The organism is Polaribacter sp. 2305UL8-11 (assembly GCF_058147165.1).
The window spans coordinates 1-17338 of sequence record NZ_JBYVJW010000010.1 but is presented as its reverse complement, the minus strand read 5'-3'; the positions used below and the strand labels follow the sequence as shown (position 1 = coordinate 17338).

General features: G+C 28.2%; 14 protein-coding genes and 1 tRNA gene. 7 read left to right on the top strand and 8 right to left on the bottom strand.

Going from position 1 to position 17338, the window contains the following annotated elements; translation table 11 throughout:
• Positions 1-7: 7 nt before the first annotated feature.
• Together cas9 and ACY2RW_RS10345 are read right to left on the bottom strand one after the other, a co-directional pair.
• Positions 8-4177 carry a type II CRISPR RNA-guided endonuclease Cas9 gene (gene cas9, locus ACY2RW_RS10350; protein ID WP_490122653.1) on the bottom strand — a complete coding sequence of 1390 codons (4170 nt, stop codon included), beginning with the start codon at positions 4175-4177 and terminating at the stop codon, positions 8-10.
• Between the two features lie 430 nt (positions 4178-4607).
• Positions 4608-5486 (bottom strand): MBL fold metallo-hydrolase, encoded by an 879-nt coding sequence (locus tag ACY2RW_RS10345; RefSeq protein WP_490122652.1) that lies wholly within the window; start codon positions 5484-5486, stop codon positions 4608-4610.
• A 64-nt stretch (positions 5487-5550) separates the two neighbouring features.
• Between ACY2RW_RS10345 and ACY2RW_RS10340 the strand changes: the two genes are divergently transcribed.
• The gene (locus ACY2RW_RS10340) at positions 5551-5997 is read left to right on the top strand and encodes a GNAT family N-acetyltransferase (protein WP_490122651.1); all 447 of its coding nucleotides are present in this window, start codon (positions 5551-5553) and stop codon (positions 5995-5997) included.
• A 63-nt stretch (positions 5998-6060) separates the two neighbouring features.
• Positions 6061-6133, top strand: a tRNA-Gly gene (locus ACY2RW_RS10335).
• A 38-nt stretch (positions 6134-6171) separates the two neighbouring features.
• Here ACY2RW_RS10335 and ACY2RW_RS10330 read toward each other — a convergent pair.
• Positions 6172-6825 carry a rhomboid family intramembrane serine protease gene (locus ACY2RW_RS10330; RefSeq protein WP_490122650.1) on the bottom strand — a complete coding sequence of 218 codons (654 nt, stop codon included), beginning with the start codon at positions 6823-6825 and terminating at the stop codon, positions 6172-6174.
• An 80-nt stretch (positions 6826-6905) separates the two neighbouring features.
• Here ACY2RW_RS10330 and ACY2RW_RS10325 point away from each other — a divergent pair, with 80 nt between their 5' ends.
• Positions 6906-7811, top strand: a complete 906-nt coding sequence (locus tag ACY2RW_RS10325; protein ID WP_490122649.1) for a lysophospholipid acyltransferase family protein — start codon at positions 6906-6908, stop codon at positions 7809-7811.
• A 26-nt stretch (positions 7812-7837) separates the two neighbouring features.
• A complete protein-coding gene (locus ACY2RW_RS10320) occupies positions 7838-8752 on the top strand; it encodes a lysophospholipid acyltransferase family protein (protein WP_490122648.1) in 915 nt (304 codons plus the stop codon).
• Between the two features lie 10 nt (positions 8753-8762).
• On the opposite strand, the gene ACY2RW_RS10315 is transcribed toward ACY2RW_RS10320, so the two are convergent.
• Complete coding sequence (locus tag ACY2RW_RS10315; protein WP_490122742.1) at positions 8763-9596, bottom strand: hypothetical protein; 834 nt, start codon at positions 9594-9596, stop codon at positions 8763-8765.
• Positions 9593-10984, bottom strand: coding sequence for a phosphoglucosamine mutase (glmM, locus tag ACY2RW_RS10310; protein ID WP_490122647.1), 1392 nt, complete (start codon positions 10982-10984; stop codon positions 9593-9595). Before glmM ends, ACY2RW_RS10315 begins: the two co-directional genes overlap by 4 nt.
• A gap of 304 nt (positions 10985-11288) precedes the next feature.
• Between glmM and ACY2RW_RS10305 the strand changes: the two genes are divergently transcribed.
• Positions 11289-12089, top strand: coding sequence for a DUF6090 family protein (locus ACY2RW_RS10305; protein WP_490122646.1), 801 nt, complete (start codon positions 11289-11291; stop codon positions 12087-12089).
• Between the two features lie 53 nt (positions 12090-12142).
• Here ACY2RW_RS10305 and rpsA read toward each other — a convergent pair whose 3' ends face one another.
• The gene (gene rpsA, locus ACY2RW_RS10300) at positions 12143-13981 is read right to left on the bottom strand and encodes a 30S ribosomal protein S1 (protein WP_490122645.1); all 1839 of its coding nucleotides are present in this window, start codon (positions 13979-13981) and stop codon (positions 12143-12145) included.
• Between the two features lie 214 nt (positions 13982-14195).
• Between rpsA and ACY2RW_RS10295 the strand changes: the two genes are divergently transcribed.
• Both ACY2RW_RS10295 and ACY2RW_RS10290 read left to right on the top strand, forming a co-directional pair.
• Positions 14196-14648, top strand: a complete 453-nt coding sequence (locus tag ACY2RW_RS10295; RefSeq protein ID WP_490122644.1) for a RidA family protein — start codon at positions 14196-14198, stop codon at positions 14646-14648.
• A 7-nt stretch (positions 14649-14655) separates the two neighbouring features.
• On the top strand, positions 14656-15285 hold the full coding sequence (locus tag ACY2RW_RS10290; protein ID WP_490122643.1) for a 7-carboxy-7-deazaguanine synthase QueE: 630 nt from the start codon (positions 14656-14658) through the stop codon (positions 15283-15285).
• Positions 15286-15482: 197 nt separating this feature from the next.
• Here ACY2RW_RS10290 and cmk read toward each other — a convergent pair whose 3' ends face one another.
• Together cmk and porQ are read right to left on the bottom strand one after the other, a co-directional pair.
• Positions 15483-16178, bottom strand: coding sequence for a (d)CMP kinase (cmk, locus tag ACY2RW_RS10285; RefSeq protein WP_490122642.1), 696 nt, complete (start codon positions 16176-16178; stop codon positions 15483-15485).
• Positions 16179-17207, bottom strand: a complete 1029-nt coding sequence (porQ, locus tag ACY2RW_RS10280) for a type IX secretion system protein PorQ (RefSeq protein WP_490122641.1) — start codon at positions 17205-17207, stop codon at positions 16179-16181.
• Between the last annotated feature and the right edge of the window lie 131 nt (positions 17208-17338).

The following is a 17338-nucleotide window of genomic DNA, read 5'->3' as shown; positions in this document are numbered from 1 at the left end:
TATCTTTTTAATACTCTCCTATTTGAACTATTTTTCCAATATGATTAATTCTTACTTTTACTATATTTCTTAAAGGTTCTGTACTTTGAATAAAATGATATGTTTTACCCGATAGCTGTTTTTTTGTTTTTAATATTTCACTTGTAACAACATGGGTTTCTAAATGATGATTAAACATATAGTTTTTAGTTGAAATTTTCTGAACTCGAAATAAATTATCACTAATCTGTTTATTATTATTTTTGTCTTCTAAATCTATTTCTAAAGGATTAAATTCATCGGAAGGAAAGAGAAACATTTCATTTTGTTTAAGAGAAAACAAAAACTCCCAACCTAATTTAGCATTATAATCTTTGTCTATAATTGATAAACCTGCATTAACTCTTGCAACAGCTTCATAGAAAGAAACTACTTTTTCTTGTAACTTACCCTTTTCATCTTTATAAATGGCAACATGATGGTTATTTCCAGTACTTACAAAATCACTTTTTAATTTTTTACCATTTTCACTTAAAATATCGTTCCCAAAATGATCTTTTTTAACATGCAAATTTTCAGCATTTTTAACTCCACTTATTAGCACTCTTTTAATTGAAATTCCCTTTTCTTCATTTAACCAAATAGGCTTTTTATCTAAATCTGAAAACGCTTCTTTAGGCTTGTTGTTATAATCTGATAACCTTTTTTCTAAAATCCTTCTTACTCCAACATCGATTACTTTTTGAATGCTTTTCAGGTTTTTAAAATTATCTGGATTCACTTCTTTTCTAATCGTAAAATTATCCACAAAAGTCTTCGTTTTTACTTGCTCTGGCATTATTTTTTCTCCTGAAAAATAAATAGGGTTTTTAGCAAGTGTATTTTTTTCTGTAAATGCTTTTTTAGCATCTCCATTAAACTGTTGTAACCTTTTTAATAGCGCTACTTTGTGTGCTGATTTTGTAACTGTTTGTATTTTCTCTTCAGTAAATTTTGCATTTACTTTTTCAATTTTAATAACCTCTTCTTTCAATTTACCATAAATTGTTTCTTTATGCAATTGACCACGAGGTGTTAATTGGACTTTTTCTAAATATTTGTCTTTTCCTTTAATTTTCGTTTTATTCTTATTTTTAGTAACTACTTTGTTTTTTGCTTTAAAAGAAATTAAAATCTGCTCTATTTGTTCTTTTGCTTTTTTTCTAAAATTATCTGTAGGTAGAATAAACTTTCGTTTTGTACTTCCATTTTTTAATTTATAATTTTTTGTGATCTTTTTTCTAATACCATTTAAGCTAATTTCTTGTTTAAATTTTTTAGCATATTTCTCACTACTCGATTCGTCTCTTGCAGCATTCAAATTATTTAAATATTGAATATGGTTTTCTGTAGTAAATGCAACTGTCAAAGCATCCATTGCATGGTGTCTATGGTCATTTCTTTTCGTCCAATCTATAATTTTCTCTACAGAATTACCGTTTTTTCTTTCTTCAAATTCGGTTAAACCTAAATCTCTATACTTAGGAAGATTTAACTCTTTCATTATATTAATCAAATCCCAATCTTCACGAAGTTTATCGGTTATTCTTCCAATTGTAGGTGTTACTTTCTTAAAAACTTCTTGTAAAATTTGTCTTGCCTTTTTAGCTATATATTGGCTATTTCTTAAATCTCTCTCTATAAAACCTTCTGGTAAATCTTTTTCAGAAAGAAGTAATTTTTTATATTTCCCTTTTGAAATTGCTCCAGAATTTAAAGCACTTTCAACACGAGCTTTGTAATTATCTAAATCAAGATTATATTTATTATTAATAAAATCGAAAGCTAAAGTATCTGCTTTGTCTAAATTAACACTTCTATAAGCCAATGTTTTGTTTGAAAAAGAATCATCAAATAATTTCGCTTTTGGTATTATATGTTCAATATCTATTTCTTTTGAAAACAACTTTTCAGAAGGAATATATTTATCTGTAAATAATGTTCTATATCCATTATTTTTTAATTCTTCATATAATTTATATTTTATAACGTCATTTCTTGTAGGATTTTTTATCAGAAACTCTTTTCGCAGAATTTCTCTAAACTTTTCATTATTTAAAGTTGCTTTGTTAATATACTCTGTTGTTTCTGCTCTTTCTTTGGCAGATTTTTTCAATTCTCTTGCCAATTCAATTCTTATTTCATCCGGTTTTCCATATTCATCTATAATTTGATTGATAACATTAACCATTTGATTCAGAATTTTCTCAACAACAGGATTTCTTAAACTATTTTTGGGTAATAAATCCAACTTATCCTTTAAAATACGATTTTCTAATTCCTCTTTAGTTAAAGAATTAGAGTGATTGTATTTAGCCAATTGACAAGCTTCTGAAAAGTTATTTCCGTCAACTAAAAAAGGTAGTATTTTCTTTATTGCTTTTGCACTTAAACTCCCATAATCTTGTTGCAAAGAAACGTTTGCCAACAAGTTTGCATATTCAGGTTTAAAACCATATTTCTGATGCAATTTCTTCTTTAAAGCAACATTAGAATTTCCATAAACAATTTTGTCTTCTGATAGTATTTTATCTCCATCTTCTGCAGAGTATAATAAATGCCAAAACTGATAACTTTTTTGCTTATCGAAATCATTTCCTTCTAAATTAGAATCAAATTCTAAAATTTCAGTATCTACTCCTAAAGAAGTAAAAACAGCTTTTAATTCCTCTTTAATTTCATTAAGTGATTTCTTTTCCCAATCGAAACCATAACCTTCATTCTCTGCAATTTTTTGATAAACTTCATATAATTTTTGATTTGTATGATTCCCTTCAATTCCTTCTGGAAAATTCGTTTTCCATGTTTTGTTGTTTAAACCAGCAAATTTTAAAACTTCCCTTTTAGATAATTTTCCGAAAAAATTTAACTTTTCAAATAATTCTTTTCTATCTTCTTCTCCTAAAACTTTTTCTTCTTTTGTTTCTTTATTTTTAAACTCTAAAATATTTAAAACTGCCCAAATTTTAGATTCTTGAAATAATGGAGATGACTTTGGGACAGCTTTGTGATTTTTCTCAAACCTACAATTAGAAATTAAATGTTTCTGAGATTTTAATTTTCGTTGATAAAAGATAATAACATCTCTAATTTCTTCTTTTAATTTTAATGTTAATTTAGGATGAAACATAGCCTGTGTTTCCCAAATCTTTTCAAATTCATCTAAATAATCTTGTCTATAAAAGACTTGATTTCTTAGTGAAGTGTGCTTATTTGATACTATTTGACTGTATAAGTTCTGACCAACAGTTTCACTGTTAAAATATAACTCTTTACTCCTATCACTAATTGCGCCTAAATACCCACTCGATTTATTAAGATTATTATTAATCTCAACTAAAACATAAGCAACCTCTTCAATTTTTAATTGTTTTGAAATTGCTTCACTTCTCCATTTATAATGTTGTTTTTTGACTTCGTCTCTTTTCCCTTTATTTTCTGCAGTGAAAATTCCATGAATCGCTAAAAAACGTTTTCTACTATTTTGTTGTCCTTGACCTTTTAATTTTTGATAAAACTCATCCGTTAAAATATCTGGGTAAAATTGTTTTTGAAAATTCCATACTTTATCAAATTCAGTTTGTAAATCTGAACGATAAAAGTCTGGAATAAACTTTTTACCTTCTACTAATAAATTGTAAACATATTGCCCAACAGTAAGGTTGTTATCATACAACTCTTTAGCAATTGCCATTCCATCAATTAAACTTCCTTCTTCTTCATTTTTCGCTTTTCTACTACTTTTATAACCACGTTTTTTATTTATAGCTAATAAAACACGTGCAAATTCCTCTAATTCAATTTTTTCATTGGCAGATTTTGCTCTTAATGATAATGTTTCGTATGTTGAATTCACTCCTACTTCAGTAAGTAATGTGTCTTTAGAAATAATTTTATTTTTTATTAAAACATCAATTAGATTTTCTCTCCTAAGTTTAAAACGTTGCAAGTTTCTTCTTGCAGTTCTTTTAAGTGTTCTGTCTGCATTTGTGGTAATTGGTCTTCCTTTCTCAAAATTAGTTTGTTCATCAACTGTTAATGGATTTACACGAACTCCCAATTTTATAATTTCTGATTTTTCTGTAGAATTTTCAGCTTCGTTCACCAAAGCCCATCCAATTGATGTTGTTCCTAAATCTAATCCTAATATTCTTTTCATATATATATTTTAATACCTAAAATTTTTGTTAGATATATTTATTAATTAAAATGCAATGATTTACAATTTTTTATTAAAAATAAAGAAAAATAAATAGGTAGTATTTTTTTTTTAATTCATTTAGAAATCAATCCATAATAAGGTTTATTCTATTATGAAAACTCTTGAAAACTGTATTAAAAAATTACAATGCCTCTTTGTAAAAAAACAGAATCTTTACCTAATTATTAATATTTTATAAAAATAAAAGAACAAAAAATCAAACACTTACGGAAGTCCGTAAAAAAGATAAAAATATAATTGTATATTTGAATACAATTTTGAAATCAATTCACAATAAGAATTATTCCGTTGTGAAAACATTTAAAGCGGCATTTTAGCAATATGATGTCGCTTTTTTTTACAAAAATCTAATCAAGTTAAAAGAATATTACTTTTTAGTTAAACTCTTATAAATGGTTTCTCTAATTCTTTCTTCTGTTATCCAACTACTATATTGAGAATAGTTTTTTGTGATTTCTTTATTATTTTTTACCTCTTCTAAGCTTTTTCCTTTATCAATTTCTTTTTGAACGTTTGTTTTTAAAGCAACTAACATTTCTTTATATGCTATTAATTCTTTTTTATTAGATACTTTTCCATGTCCAGGTAAAATTTTGGTGTTATCATTTGCTAATAAAATCATTTTTTGAATTCCATCTATATAACCATTAATACTTCCTCCAGAAGATAAATCTATATAAGGAAAAGCACCCTGAAAGTAAGCATCTCCTGTGTGTAAAATATTATTTTTTGTAAAGTACACAAGAGCATCTCCATCTGTATGAGCACTATGTATATGTGAAATAAAAATATCATCATTGTTAATGTGCAGCATCATATCTTTAGAAAAAGTAATTACTGGTAAAGCTTCTTTTGGTGATGCTTTTTTAGTTCTTCCTCTAATTACTTGGTCTACACTTATTCTCTTTCTCACATTTTGATGTGCTACAATTAAAGCACCTGCTTTTTGCATGTTCTCATTACCTCCTGTATGATCTCCATGCCAATGTGTATTTACCAAATAGTTTACTGGTTTAGGAGTTATTTTCTTTATTGCTTCTAGAATTTTTGGGGTTAAAGGTGCAAATTGATCATCTATCATAAAAACAGCATCTTTACCTATAAACAAGCCTATATTGCCTCCTCTACCTTCTAACATATAAACTTGATCAGAAAGTTTTGTCGCATTTATGTTAACCTCTTTTTTTTGGCAATAAGTACTTTGAATAATAAAAAAAAGGATACTAAATATTTTAAGATGTTTCATTACTATTTATTTTGATATTTGTATTTTGATGAAAAGATACAAACAATATATTTATTTTTTATAAATGAACATTCGCATAGAAATAATTAAGGAAAAAGAGATTCTTACAATCATTCCTTTACTAACCAAACTAAATACTAAAACACCTTTAAAACTTTTAAAAGAGAGAGTTGTAGAAATTGCTAAAATAGATAACTATGAATGTGTAGGGTTATATGTTGATGATAATCTAGCAGGCATTTCTGGACTATGGTATTCTACAAGACATTATATAGGGAAAACTGTAGAACCAGATCATGTTATTATTGATGAATCTTTACGAGGTAAAACTTTGGGAAAACGTTTTTTTAAATGGATTGATAACCACGTAAAAAGTAAAGGTTGTGAAGCTATTGAGTTAAATGCTTATGTAAATAACCCACAATCTCATAAATTTTATTATAATGAGGGGTATAATATTTATGGATTTCACTTTCTAAAAGTATTACGTGATGATAAAAAATTTTATTAATTTTTTGCTCATAAAATTGTTGCGAAACTCAAAAAACATTTTATCTTTGCAGCTCTTTACCATGCGAAAGTAGCTCAGTTGGTAGAGCGTCAGCCTTCCAAGCTGAATGTCGCCAGTTCGAACCTGGTCTTTCGCTCACAAAGCTCTATTAGAAATAATGGAGCTTTTTTTTTGCTATAAATTTTTTAATTTATCACCAAAAAGCAGCAGCAAAACAATTGGAACTCCCAAAGCAATCACTAAAATTTTATTAGAACTAAATATTGACGGTTCTAATAATAAAGTAGCTGCAAAACCGCCAATAGCACCTCCTAAATGTGCAGAGTGCCCAACATTTCCTAACTGTTTTTTCATGCCATAAATAGAATACAATAAATACCCAACTCCAAAAATATAACCAGGCATTGGTATTGCAAAAAACAATAATAGCTGCATATTAGGAAAAAGTAAAATAGAAGCATATACAATTCCAGAAACTGCACCAGAAGCACCTACTGCACTATAATAAGGTTCATCTTTATGGTATTGCAAAGAATATAAACTACCAAAAAGTAAGCTCACAAAGTAAATAATTAAAAAGTCAGGCGTTCCTAATATTTTGGCTACAATATCTCCAAAAAGATATAATGCATACATATTAAAGCCTAAATGTATCCAATCTACATGTAAAAAACCAGAGGTTAATGTTCTTAATTTTTCTCCAGAAATAATTTTACCAACTTGAAACTTATATTTATCTAAAAAAGCATAATCATTAAATCCTTTCATAGAAACTAATACGTTTGCTATAATTATTAATAATACTGCTTGGTTTATACCATTCATCATACAACAAACATACTAAAAACTGACTAGTAATACTACTCTGTTTTAAATTTATATGCGATATTTGCAGCATTAATCTATTTATGAAATTTTTAGTTTACGGTATTGTTTATCCTGCTATTTGGTTGTTGTCAAAACTCCCTTTTAGAGTATTGTACTTTATTTCTGATATTCTTTTCATATTTATTTTTTATATTTTTAAATATAGAAAAAAAGTAGTTTTTGAAAACTTAGTATTGGCTTTTCCAGAAAAATCTAATAAAGAATTAAAAACAATTCAAAAAAAATTCTATCATTATTTTATAGATTTTTTTGTAGAAAGCTTAAAATCTTTTAGTATCTCTAAAAAAGAAATTAAGAAAAGGTATCATTTTAAAAATATTGAAGTAATTAATAAACTCTACAATAACAATAGAAGTATTGCTTTAATGATGGCACATTATGGAAATTGGGAATGGATTATTAGTCTTCCTCTTCATACAGATATAGACGTTTATGGTGCCTATACCAAAGTAAACAACCGTTATTTAGAGCAAATGGTTAAGAAGTACAGAAGTAGATTTGGAATGTTTTTAACCAAATCTTCAGATACTATAAAAACAATTTTATTAAATCATAAAAAAGGAAAACAAAGTTTGTTTGTTTTAATTTCTGACCAATCTCCTCAATTAGGAAAAATACAATATTGGAGAAATTTTTTTGATGTAAAAGTACCTGTTCTTACTGGTGGAGATATGATTGCTAGAAAATTTGACTTTGCAGTTGTAAACGCAAATATAACAAGGACTAAAAGAGGTTTTTATGAAATTGATTTTGATATAATCACAGAAAATGCAAAAGCTTTGCCTAAAAATAAAGTGATAGACATTTACACAGATATGATTGAAAAACATATAAAAAAACAACCTGAGTTTTATTTGTGGTCTCATAAAAGATTTAAGCACAAAGACAAGTTTGAACAATGGCAAAAGCTTAACACGAAAAAGTAGCTTTTAAAAAATATTAATTTTGTAGCATGCAATTATTCGTTTTTTACCTAACATACCCAATACTATGGCTTCTTTCTAGATTGCCAATGCGTATTCTTTACTTAATATCAGATTTTGCATTTGTACTTATGTATTACCTATTTGGATATAGAAAAGAGGTAATTGTACAGAATATAAAAACTGCTTTTCCTGAAAAATCTGAACAAGAAATTAAAAACATTACAAAAAAGTTCTACAACCATTTAACAGATATTTTTTTAGAAAGTTTAAAGACCTTATCTATTTCGAAAAAAGAAGTTCAAAAAAGATACACTTACAAAAACCCAGAATTGGTAAATAAATATGCAAAACAAGGTAAAAGTATAGCTTTGGTTGGGGCACATTTAGCCAATTGGGAGTGGTCTATTAGCTTATCTCTAGTTTTAGATATAAATACTTTTGGTGCGTATAACAAACTAAGAAATGAAACTTTTGAGTACAAATTAAAAGAAAAAAGACAAAAATTTGGAATTAAAGGAGCTAGAACATCTGATTTTATAAAATTGATTAACACTAATTTTGAAAACAAAATTCAAGGTGCTTATATACTATTAAGTGATCAATCTCCTATGATTGAAAAAACTTTTTATTGGAGCAAATTTTTTGGAGTTAAAGTACCTGTTCATACAGGTGCAGAAATGATTGCAAAAAAGTTTGATTTGGTTGTTATAAATTACAAAGCAAAAAAAATAAAAAGAGGTTATTATGAAGTTGAATTTGAACTAATTACAGAAAACCCAAAAGATTTTAAAGATTATGACCTTTCTGATAAATATTTAAAACTTACAGAAAAAAACATTAAAGAACAACCTGAACTTTATTTATGGTCTCACAAAAGGTTTAAGCATAAAGACAGGTTTGAAGAATGGCAAAAAATAATGGAAGAGAGAAAAAGAAAATAAACTCTTAAACTTACCAAAAACGAAACCTACCTCCTATTAATATATTGTTCTGTAAAAAGAAAAAATCTTGCGAAGCTCTATCTGAAGCGTTTGCTTTTATCTTTATATTTTGCATATTAATATAACCACCTTTTAAATCTGCCTGAATAAAAAAGTGTTTTAAAAATGTTACATTTACTCCAAAACCTAAAGAAACTCCATAGCCAGTAATATTAAACTCGTCATTTCTTTTTGTACCTAAAAGCGTAATATCTGTCTTTGGGTATAAAAAACCTGCTCCAACTCCCTCAGTTAAGTTTATTTGTAGATTTTCTTTATCTAAACCAAACCAGCTACTAATATCATCAAAACGATACACTTCTACATTTACATAGTTTAAACCATCTGTGTGTTCTAGTCGCAAAAAATCTTCAGTAAGTTGAATTTGTTGTCCTGTATAAACACCATCATACTTTGCATTTCCAATATTTATATTTCCGTTTATAGCCACAAATTGATCATTATCTACCACATATTTCATGTGGTCTACACCTATAGAAACTGTATATCTTTCTTTAAAAAAATACCCAATTCTAAAATTTGTCTGTGGTTTTGTAATATTTTTTATTCCAAAATATTTGCTAAAAGAAAACTTAGAGGGTGTGTCTGCTGCTGTTACTTTTTGCAGTGTAAAATCATAATTATCACCTCTAAATCTAATATCAGAATCTGTGTAACTTGCCCAATTCCACCCCCAATAAAGAAAAAATTTTCCTTTATTAGTCACTTTATTTTTATTTTGAGCAGTAATAGAAATTACTAAAAAAAATAAAACAAGTGTGAAGATTTTTTTTAAAAACACTATGCTATTATTTCTTTAATTTCGTTTATAAAGCGCTCTGCCAAAGCATCTGCAGCTTTTTGTGATTTTGCTTCTGTATAAATTCTAATAATGGGTTCTGTGTTTGATTTTCTTAAATGAATCCATTCTTCTGCAAAATCTATTTTTACTCCATCTATTGTATTTACATCTTCGTCTGCATACTTTGTAGCCATAGTTTCTAAGATATTATCAACATCTATTTCTGGCGTTAATTGAATCTTATTTTTACTCATAAAATAACTTGGGTACGAATCTCTCAACTCCTTACAAGATATTTTTTGATTTGCTAAATGCGATAAAAACAACGCAACTCCTACTAAAGAATCACGTCCATAATGTGATGCTGGGTAAATGATTCCTCCATTTCCTTCTCCACCAATTACAGCATTCTCTTCTTTCATTTTTATTACAACATTTACCTCTCCAACTGCACTTGCTGTATATTTTCCTCCATGTTTCTGGGTAACATCTCTTAAAGCTCTAGATGATGATAAGTTAGAAACTGTGTTTCCTCCTTTTAATCTTCCTAAAACATAATCTGCACAAGCAACCAACGTATATTCTTCTCCAAACATAGAGCCATCTTCAGAAACCAAAGCTAGTCTGTCTACATCTGGGTCTACTACAATCCCGAAATCTGCATTTTCTTTTACAACTAATTCAGATATATCTGTTAAGTGTTCTTTTAAAGGTTCTGGATTGTGAGGAAATTGTCCATTTGGTGTACAGTATAACTCTACACATGCTACATTTAGTTCTTTTAATAAAGCAGGAATAAAAATTCCGCCTGTAGAATTTACGGCATCTACAACCACTTTAAAGTTTGCTTTTTTTATGGCTTCTACATCTACCAATTTAAGATTTAAAACTTCGTTGATATGTTTTTCTACGTAAGAAGTGTCTTTTGTATAGCTTCCTAAATCATCTACTTCTGCGAAAGCAAAATCTTCGCTTTCTGCTAATTCTAAAATCTTTTCTCCTTCTGCTCCGTTTAAAAACTCTCCCTTTTCGTTTAATAATTTTAAAGCGTTCCATTGTTTTGGGTTGTGAGAAGCTGTTAAAATAATGCCTCCATCTGCTTTTTCTAAAGGAACTGCTACTTCTACAGTTGGTGTGGTAGACAAACCTAAATCTATAACATCTATTCCTAAACCTACCAAAGTATTGGCAACCAAACTAGAAATCATTTTACCAGAAATACGTGCATCTCTTCCAATGACCACTGTAATTTTTTCTTTGTTTGGGTTTCTCTTTTTTATAAAAGCTCCATAAGCAGATGCAAACTTAACAGCATCTATGGGCGTTAAATTATCGGCTGTTTTGCCTCCTATTGTTCCTCTAATTCCTGAGATCGATTTTATTAATGTCATTGTAATAATTATCGTTTTAATTTAGCAAAACAAATGTAGTTCTATTAAATGATATCATAAAACTTTTTTAGTAGCAGTTGTGCTTTATGCAGCTATCTGCTTTTAAAAAAGTGTGTTAGGGATAGAAATGGCATCCTTTTTTATGCTAAACTCGATTCGATATTTGTTTTGATTATTTTACTTACTTTTTTAAAATTGAAAGGTGCTGAAATAAATTTAGTATAAAAAAGATATAATGGAAAGCCCGACCTTGTAGGGAACACCCAAAAAACTGTTTTTGTATCTTTATAAAAATTAAACGTTTATGACTCCTTTTTTTAGAAAGATTAGAGCCAAACTTATTGCAAAAAATAATTTAAGAAAATATGTATTGTATGCTTTTGGAGAAATTATTTTAGTAATGATAGGAATTTTGCTGGCATTGTATGTAAGCAATTTAAATAATAACTCAGAAAACAGGCAAAAAGAAGAATGGTATTTGATAAATATTGTAGAGGATATTGAGTATCAAAAAGGAGATTTAGAAAATTTAAAAGAAGATTATGATAGCGGAATTTTTGCTGCAAAACAAATTTTAAAAGATTTTAATCTATTAAAAAGTTTCTCTAAAATAAATAATCTAAATGAGTATTTTAATACTTTAATGGAAGCAAATAATTTTCCAAATATAAATAATACTTATAAAGAACTGGTTTCTTCAGGGCAACTGAGTCTTATTAAAAATAAAGATTTAAGTATAGATATTATAGATTATTATATTTTTTGTGAGGATAATTATATTGATATAAAAAATAATAATGATAATGTTTTTTATAGCCAGATTTTCCCAACAATATATAAATTAACTCAAATTGATTTAGCAGAAACTAATTTTAATGATGAAGAAATTTTGATTTCTAATAATACTATTGATGTTTATCTTAATCAAGAATTGGAAAAACCTTCTACAAAATTGGCTGTACTTAATGCTGTAAAAATGAAATTGCTAATATTAGAAAATCATTTAGAAATGGTTGTAGAAACAATGGAAGTAGGTAATATGTTAGTCAAAAAAATTGATAATTATTTAGGCATTACTCCAGAAATGATTAATACTACTAAATAAAAAACCACTACAGAGTGTAGTGGTTTTAAAATATTTATACTAAATATAGAGATTTATTTTTTACTCTTTTTAGCTTTTGCATCCATTTGCTTCTTTAAATCTGCAAGACCACCAATATCACCTAAGGTAGTTTTTTCTGCTTCTGCTGCTTTTTTAACGGCTGCTTTTACATTTCTTTGTTCTTGCTCTCTAAAGATAGAGGTATGAGAAACAACTACTCTTCTGTATTCTTTAGAAAATTCTAAAACTACAAATTCTGCTGTATCTCCTTTACCTAATTTAGAACCATCTTCTTTGTCTAAGAATCTTGTTGGTGCAAAACCTTCAACATCTCCTGGAAGTGTTACAGTTGCTCCTTTATCATTCTTTTCTTTGATTGTTCCTTCGTGTTTAGAACCGATTGCAAACGTAGCTTCATGCTCATCCCAAGGATTTTCTTGAGTTTGTTTATGACCTAAGTTTAACTTTCTGTTTTCTACATCTAATTCTAAAACTTGAACTTCTAATTTTTGACCTACAGTTACAAAATCTGATGGGTGCTTTACTTTCTTTGTCCAAGATAAATCAGAAATATAAACTAAACCATCAATACCTTCTTCTAACTCTACAAACACACCAAAGTTTGTGTAATTTCTTACTGTTCCAGTATGTGTAGAACCAACAGGATATTTAGTTGTAATATCTGTCCAAGGATCTGGGTGTAATTGCTTCATTCCTAAAGACATTTTACGGTCTTCTCTATCTAAAGTTAAGATTTGAGCTTCTACTTTATCACCAACTTTTACAAAATCTTGTGCAGAACGTAAATGTGTTGACCAAGACATTTCAGAAACATGAATTAACCCTTCTACACCTTGCTCTACTTCTACAAATGCACCATAATCTGCAATTACAACTACTTCTCCTGTTACTTTATCGCCAACTTTTAAATCAGCACTTAAAGCTTCCCAAGGATGAGCAGATAATTGTTTTAAACCTAATTGGATTCTAGATTTGTTATCATCAAAGTCTAAGATTACAACATTTAATTTTTGATCTAACTCAACCACCTCATTTGGATGATTAATTCTAGACCAAGATAAATCTGTAATATGTACTAAACCATCTACACCACCTAAATCTACAAACACACCATAAGAAGTAATGTTTTTAACAACACCTTCTAATACTTGTCCTTTTTCTAACTGGCCAATGATTTCTTTTTTCTGTAATTCAATATCAGCTTCAATAAGTGCTTTATGAGATACTACAACGTTTTTAAATTCGTGGTTGATTTTTACAACTTTAAATTCCATTGTTTTCTCTACATATTGATCGTAATCTCTAATTGGTTTTACATCAATTTGAGATCCTGGTAAAAATGCTTCGATTCCGAAAACATCTACAATCATTCCACCTCTTGTTCTACATTTAACAAAACCATTTACTACTTCTCCAGTTTCATGAGCGTTGTTAACACGTTCCCAAGCTTTAATTACTCTTGCTTTTCTGTGAGATAATACTAATTGACCAGAAGAATCTTCTCTTTTGTCTACCAATACTTCTACAGTATCACCTTCTTTTAAAGATTGATTGTAACGAAATTCGTTTAAAGAAATAACTCCTTCAGATTTAGAGTTAATATCGATGATTGCATCTCTATCTGTAATTCTTATTACAGTTCCTTCAATTACATCACGTTCGTTTACAAATCCAACTGTTCCTTCTAATGCTTTTTCGAACTCAACTAATTTTTCTTCATCAACTTCATCAATACCTTCTTCGTATCTGTGCCAGTTAAAATCTGCTAAAAATTGTTTTGGATCTTGTTTTTCTTCTACAGCAGGAGCTGCAGTTTCTTGTACTTCAGTAGCAATTACTTGCTCTTCAGTGTTTTTAGTTTCTTCAGACATGTGTCTAAAATAATTTGTATCTTGCTGTAATTCAGATTTTTAACGATAACAACATCAAGAGATGTTTTTAAATTTTGTTTTATTAATATCCTTTTTCAAATCTGTTCTCGTAAAAAGGAGTGCAAATTTACAAAAAATGTTTGATTTTTAATTAATTACATCTAAAATAATTTACATTTATTGTGATTATATTTGTATTGAAAATCAAAAGCTTATGAATTCTATTTCTAAAATTATATTTTTCTCATTTTTTATAATGATGTTTTCCTGTCAAAACAAATCTAAATCTAATATAAAACACCATAAATCTCATGAAAAAAGCAGACAAAATGTTCCGTTTTCAGATGTAGTTCAAGTTGATAATTTATACTTTTTAACTGGTCAAATTGGTAAAAATCATAAAACAGGTAAACTTGCAGAAGGTGGTATAGAAGCAGAAACTACACAAGCTTTAAAAAATATTGAAGATGTTTTAAAACAACACAACTTAACTTTAAAAGATGTTGTAAAGTGTACTGTAATTCTTTCTAATATTGATGATTTTTCTAAAATGAATACAATTTATCGTACTTTTTTTACCGATAATTTACCTGCAAGAACTACATTTGCAGCCAATTTGGTTGCAGGTGCAAAAATAGAGATTGAAGTGGTTGCTGCAAGAAAGTAGATGATTGATGGATAAAAAAACAAAAGATTTAGTAGATAAAGGTATTATGCTTCCTTTAATGGAAGAGTTTTACACCATTCAAGGAGAAGGCTGTCATACTGGTACAGCTGCATATTTTATTAGAGTTGGTGGTTGTGATGTAGGATGCCATTGGTGTGATGTTAAAGAAAGTTGGAATGCAGATCTGCACCCACCAACATTAGCAGATACCATTGTTTCTAATGTTAAAAAATACGCAGATACTGTTGTAATTACTGGTGGTGAACCTTTAATGTGGTCTATGGATTACATTACAACATTACTTCAAAAAAATCATATAAAAACGCATATCGAAACTTCTGGAGCATATTCTTTTTCTGGAAAATGGGATTGGTTTTGCCTTTCACCTAAGAAAACAAAGCTGCCTTTAAAAGAAAATTACAGAGAAGCAGACGAGTTAAAAATGATTATCCACAACAAATCTGATTTCGATTTTGCAGAACAAGAAGCTGCCAAAGTCGGTAAAAAATGTCAACTTTTTTTACAGCCAGAATGGAGTAAAAAAGAAAAAATGACTGAACAGATAGTAGACTATGTAATGAAAAATCCAAAATGGAAAATATCTCTACAAACGCATAAATATTTAAATATTCCTTAATTTTTTTGAAGCTATTTCCAATTTGGAGTTTATCTTGAGCGAAATCGAAAGGCACTCGTTTTTTTATGCTGAATTTATTTCAGCATCTCATTTATTTAATAACATGTTTCATTATTACAAAAGATACTGAATTGAGTTCAGTATAAAAAAGAGCTAAAACAAATTCTTAAATCAGGGCTAAACCAATTTGTATACTTTTAGATATTTCTAAGTTTTCTGTCAATTAAAGAACATATTCTCTCAAACTGTTCTTCAATTCCCATATCAGAATTATCAAATTTAATAGCATCTTTAGCTTTAATTAATGGAGAATCTTCTCTTGTAGAATCAATTCTATCTCTTTCTTGCACATTAAAAAGGATATCATCAAAGTTTACCTTATCACCTCTATCAATCAATTCTTTATAACGTCTTGTAGCTCTTTTATCAGCAGAGGCAGTCATAAATAATTTTAAATCTGCATCAGGAAAAACAACAGTTCCAATGTCTCTTCCATCCATTACAATTCCTCCTTCTTTTCCCATTTGTTGTTGTTCAGCAACCAACTTTTTTCTAACCTCAGAAATTGCAGCTACTTTACTAACTAGTTGAGAAACTTCAAGAGTTCTAATTTCTTTTTCAATATTAATTCCATTTAAAAACATTTCAGCAAAACCTAATTCTTCATTAAACTGAAATGATAATGAAATTTTATCCAATTCAGCTATTAAGGCTTCTTTTTTTAAATAATCTCTACCAACTAAATTATTTTTTTTAGCAAAAAAAGTTACAGCTCTGTACATAGCACCAGTATCTACATAAATATAATTGTATTTTTTAGCTAAAAGTTTGGCTATAGTACTTTTACCTGTTGATGAAAAACCATCGATTGCAATTGTAATTTTTTTGCACATTTATCTTGTTGTATTTAAATCTATCAATAAACTAAAAGTACTCGCATTTGCTGCTGAATGAAATTTAGAATATGCATAATTAAACTTAAATCTATTCATTTTTATACCAAATCCAAAAGAAATTCCGCTAAAAGTTCTAACATTTTGTAATTTTAATTCAGCTGCTCTTCTAAAATTATAACCTACTCTAACATTAATTGCGCTTTCTGGAAACAATTCGGCTCCAACAATAAAATGTCTCAAAGTATTTCCAATAAAGCCAACATTTTCTTCAGTTACATTACCTTCTAAATCTGTAGTTTGATCTGATGGGTTTGGTACAGATAAATCCCATTCTTGTAAATTATCTAAAGTTACATACCATTTTAAAGGAACATGTTCTAATTTATAAGAACCTCCTAAAGCTAATCTAAAAGGCAATCTTTCTTGTTCACCATTAAAACTTTTAATTTGAGTTCCAATATTTCTGGCAACTAAGGTAATTACAAAAGGTTTATATGGATTGTTATATAGAATTGCTAAATCTGTAGAAAATCCTGTTGATGAAAAATTAGCTATATTAGAATTAATAACTCTAATATTAGAACCAAAATATAAATTTGTCCAAGGAAGATTTACAGCATAACCTATAGATAAGGCAATATCATTTGCATTAAAATTACCATTTTCATTTCCCTGCTCATCTGTTCCAATTAAAGTACCATAGTCAAGATATTTAATGCTTCCATGAATGGTTCCGAATCTTCTTGAAATAGTTCTAGCATAAGCTAAAGAGCCAATATTAATTCCAGCAAGGTAACTTGTATAATTTGTAGACAGCTTATTATCTAGATTCTCATTAATAACAGCTGGATTCCAAATAGGCTGATTAACGTCATCCAAAAGTGTTAAAACTTCACCTCCCAAAGCAATTTGTCTTGCAGAAGTAGATAAATTCAAAAATTGATATACTTCTTCACCTCCAACCTGTCCTTTTACAGAACAAATTGATAAAAAAAAGAAAAATACCAATATTTTTTTTTGATTCATTTACTAATATAAAAATGACTATAAATCAATAACGAAAATACTCTAATATATTACACAATAATAAATAATTTATATAAAAAAAACCTCATATCATAAGATATGAGGTTTGAAAATCTGATTTTACAATCAGA

What these genes read in the sequence shown, in the direction of transcription:
- cas9 (WP_490122653.1), bottom strand. Translation starts at nt 4,177, where the DNA reads ATGAAAAGAATATTAGGATTAGATTTAGGAACAACATCAATTGGATGG.
- ACY2RW_RS10345 (WP_490122652.1), bottom strand. Translation starts at nt 5,486, where the DNA reads ATGAAACATCTTAAAATATTTAGTATCCTTTTTTTTATTATTCAAAGT.
- ACY2RW_RS10340 (WP_490122651.1), top strand. Translation starts at nt 5,551, where the DNA reads ATGAACATTCGCATAGAAATAATTAAGGAAAAAGAGATTCTTACAATC.
- ACY2RW_RS10330 (WP_490122650.1), bottom strand. Translation starts at nt 6,825, where the DNA reads ATGATGAATGGTATAAACCAAGCAGTATTATTAATAATTATAGCAAAC.
- ACY2RW_RS10325 (WP_490122649.1), top strand. Translation starts at nt 6,906, where the DNA reads ATGAAATTTTTAGTTTACGGTATTGTTTATCCTGCTATTTGGTTGTTG.
- ACY2RW_RS10320 (WP_490122648.1), top strand. Translation starts at nt 7,838, where the DNA reads ATGCAATTATTCGTTTTTTACCTAACATACCCAATACTATGGCTTCTT.
- glmM (WP_490122647.1), bottom strand. Translation starts at nt 10,984, where the DNA reads ATGACATTAATAAAATCGATCTCAGGAATTAGAGGAACAATAGGAGGC.
- ACY2RW_RS10305 (WP_490122646.1), top strand. Translation starts at nt 11,289, where the DNA reads ATGACTCCTTTTTTTAGAAAGATTAGAGCCAAACTTATTGCAAAAAAT.
- rpsA (WP_490122645.1), bottom strand. Translation starts at nt 13,981, where the DNA reads ATGTCTGAAGAAACTAAAAACACTGAAGAGCAAGTAATTGCTACTGAA.
- ACY2RW_RS10295 (WP_490122644.1), top strand. Translation starts at nt 14,196, where the DNA reads ATGAATTCTATTTCTAAAATTATATTTTTCTCATTTTTTATAATGATG.
- ACY2RW_RS10290 (WP_490122643.1), top strand. Translation starts at nt 14,656, where the DNA reads ATGGATAAAAAAACAAAAGATTTAGTAGATAAAGGTATTATGCTTCCT.
- cmk (WP_490122642.1), bottom strand. Translation starts at nt 16,178, where the DNA reads ATGTGCAAAAAAATTACAATTGCAATCGATGGTTTTTCATCAACAGGT.
- porQ (WP_490122641.1), bottom strand. Translation starts at nt 17,207, where the DNA reads ATGAATCAAAAAAAAATATTGGTATTTTTCTTTTTTTTATCAATTTGT.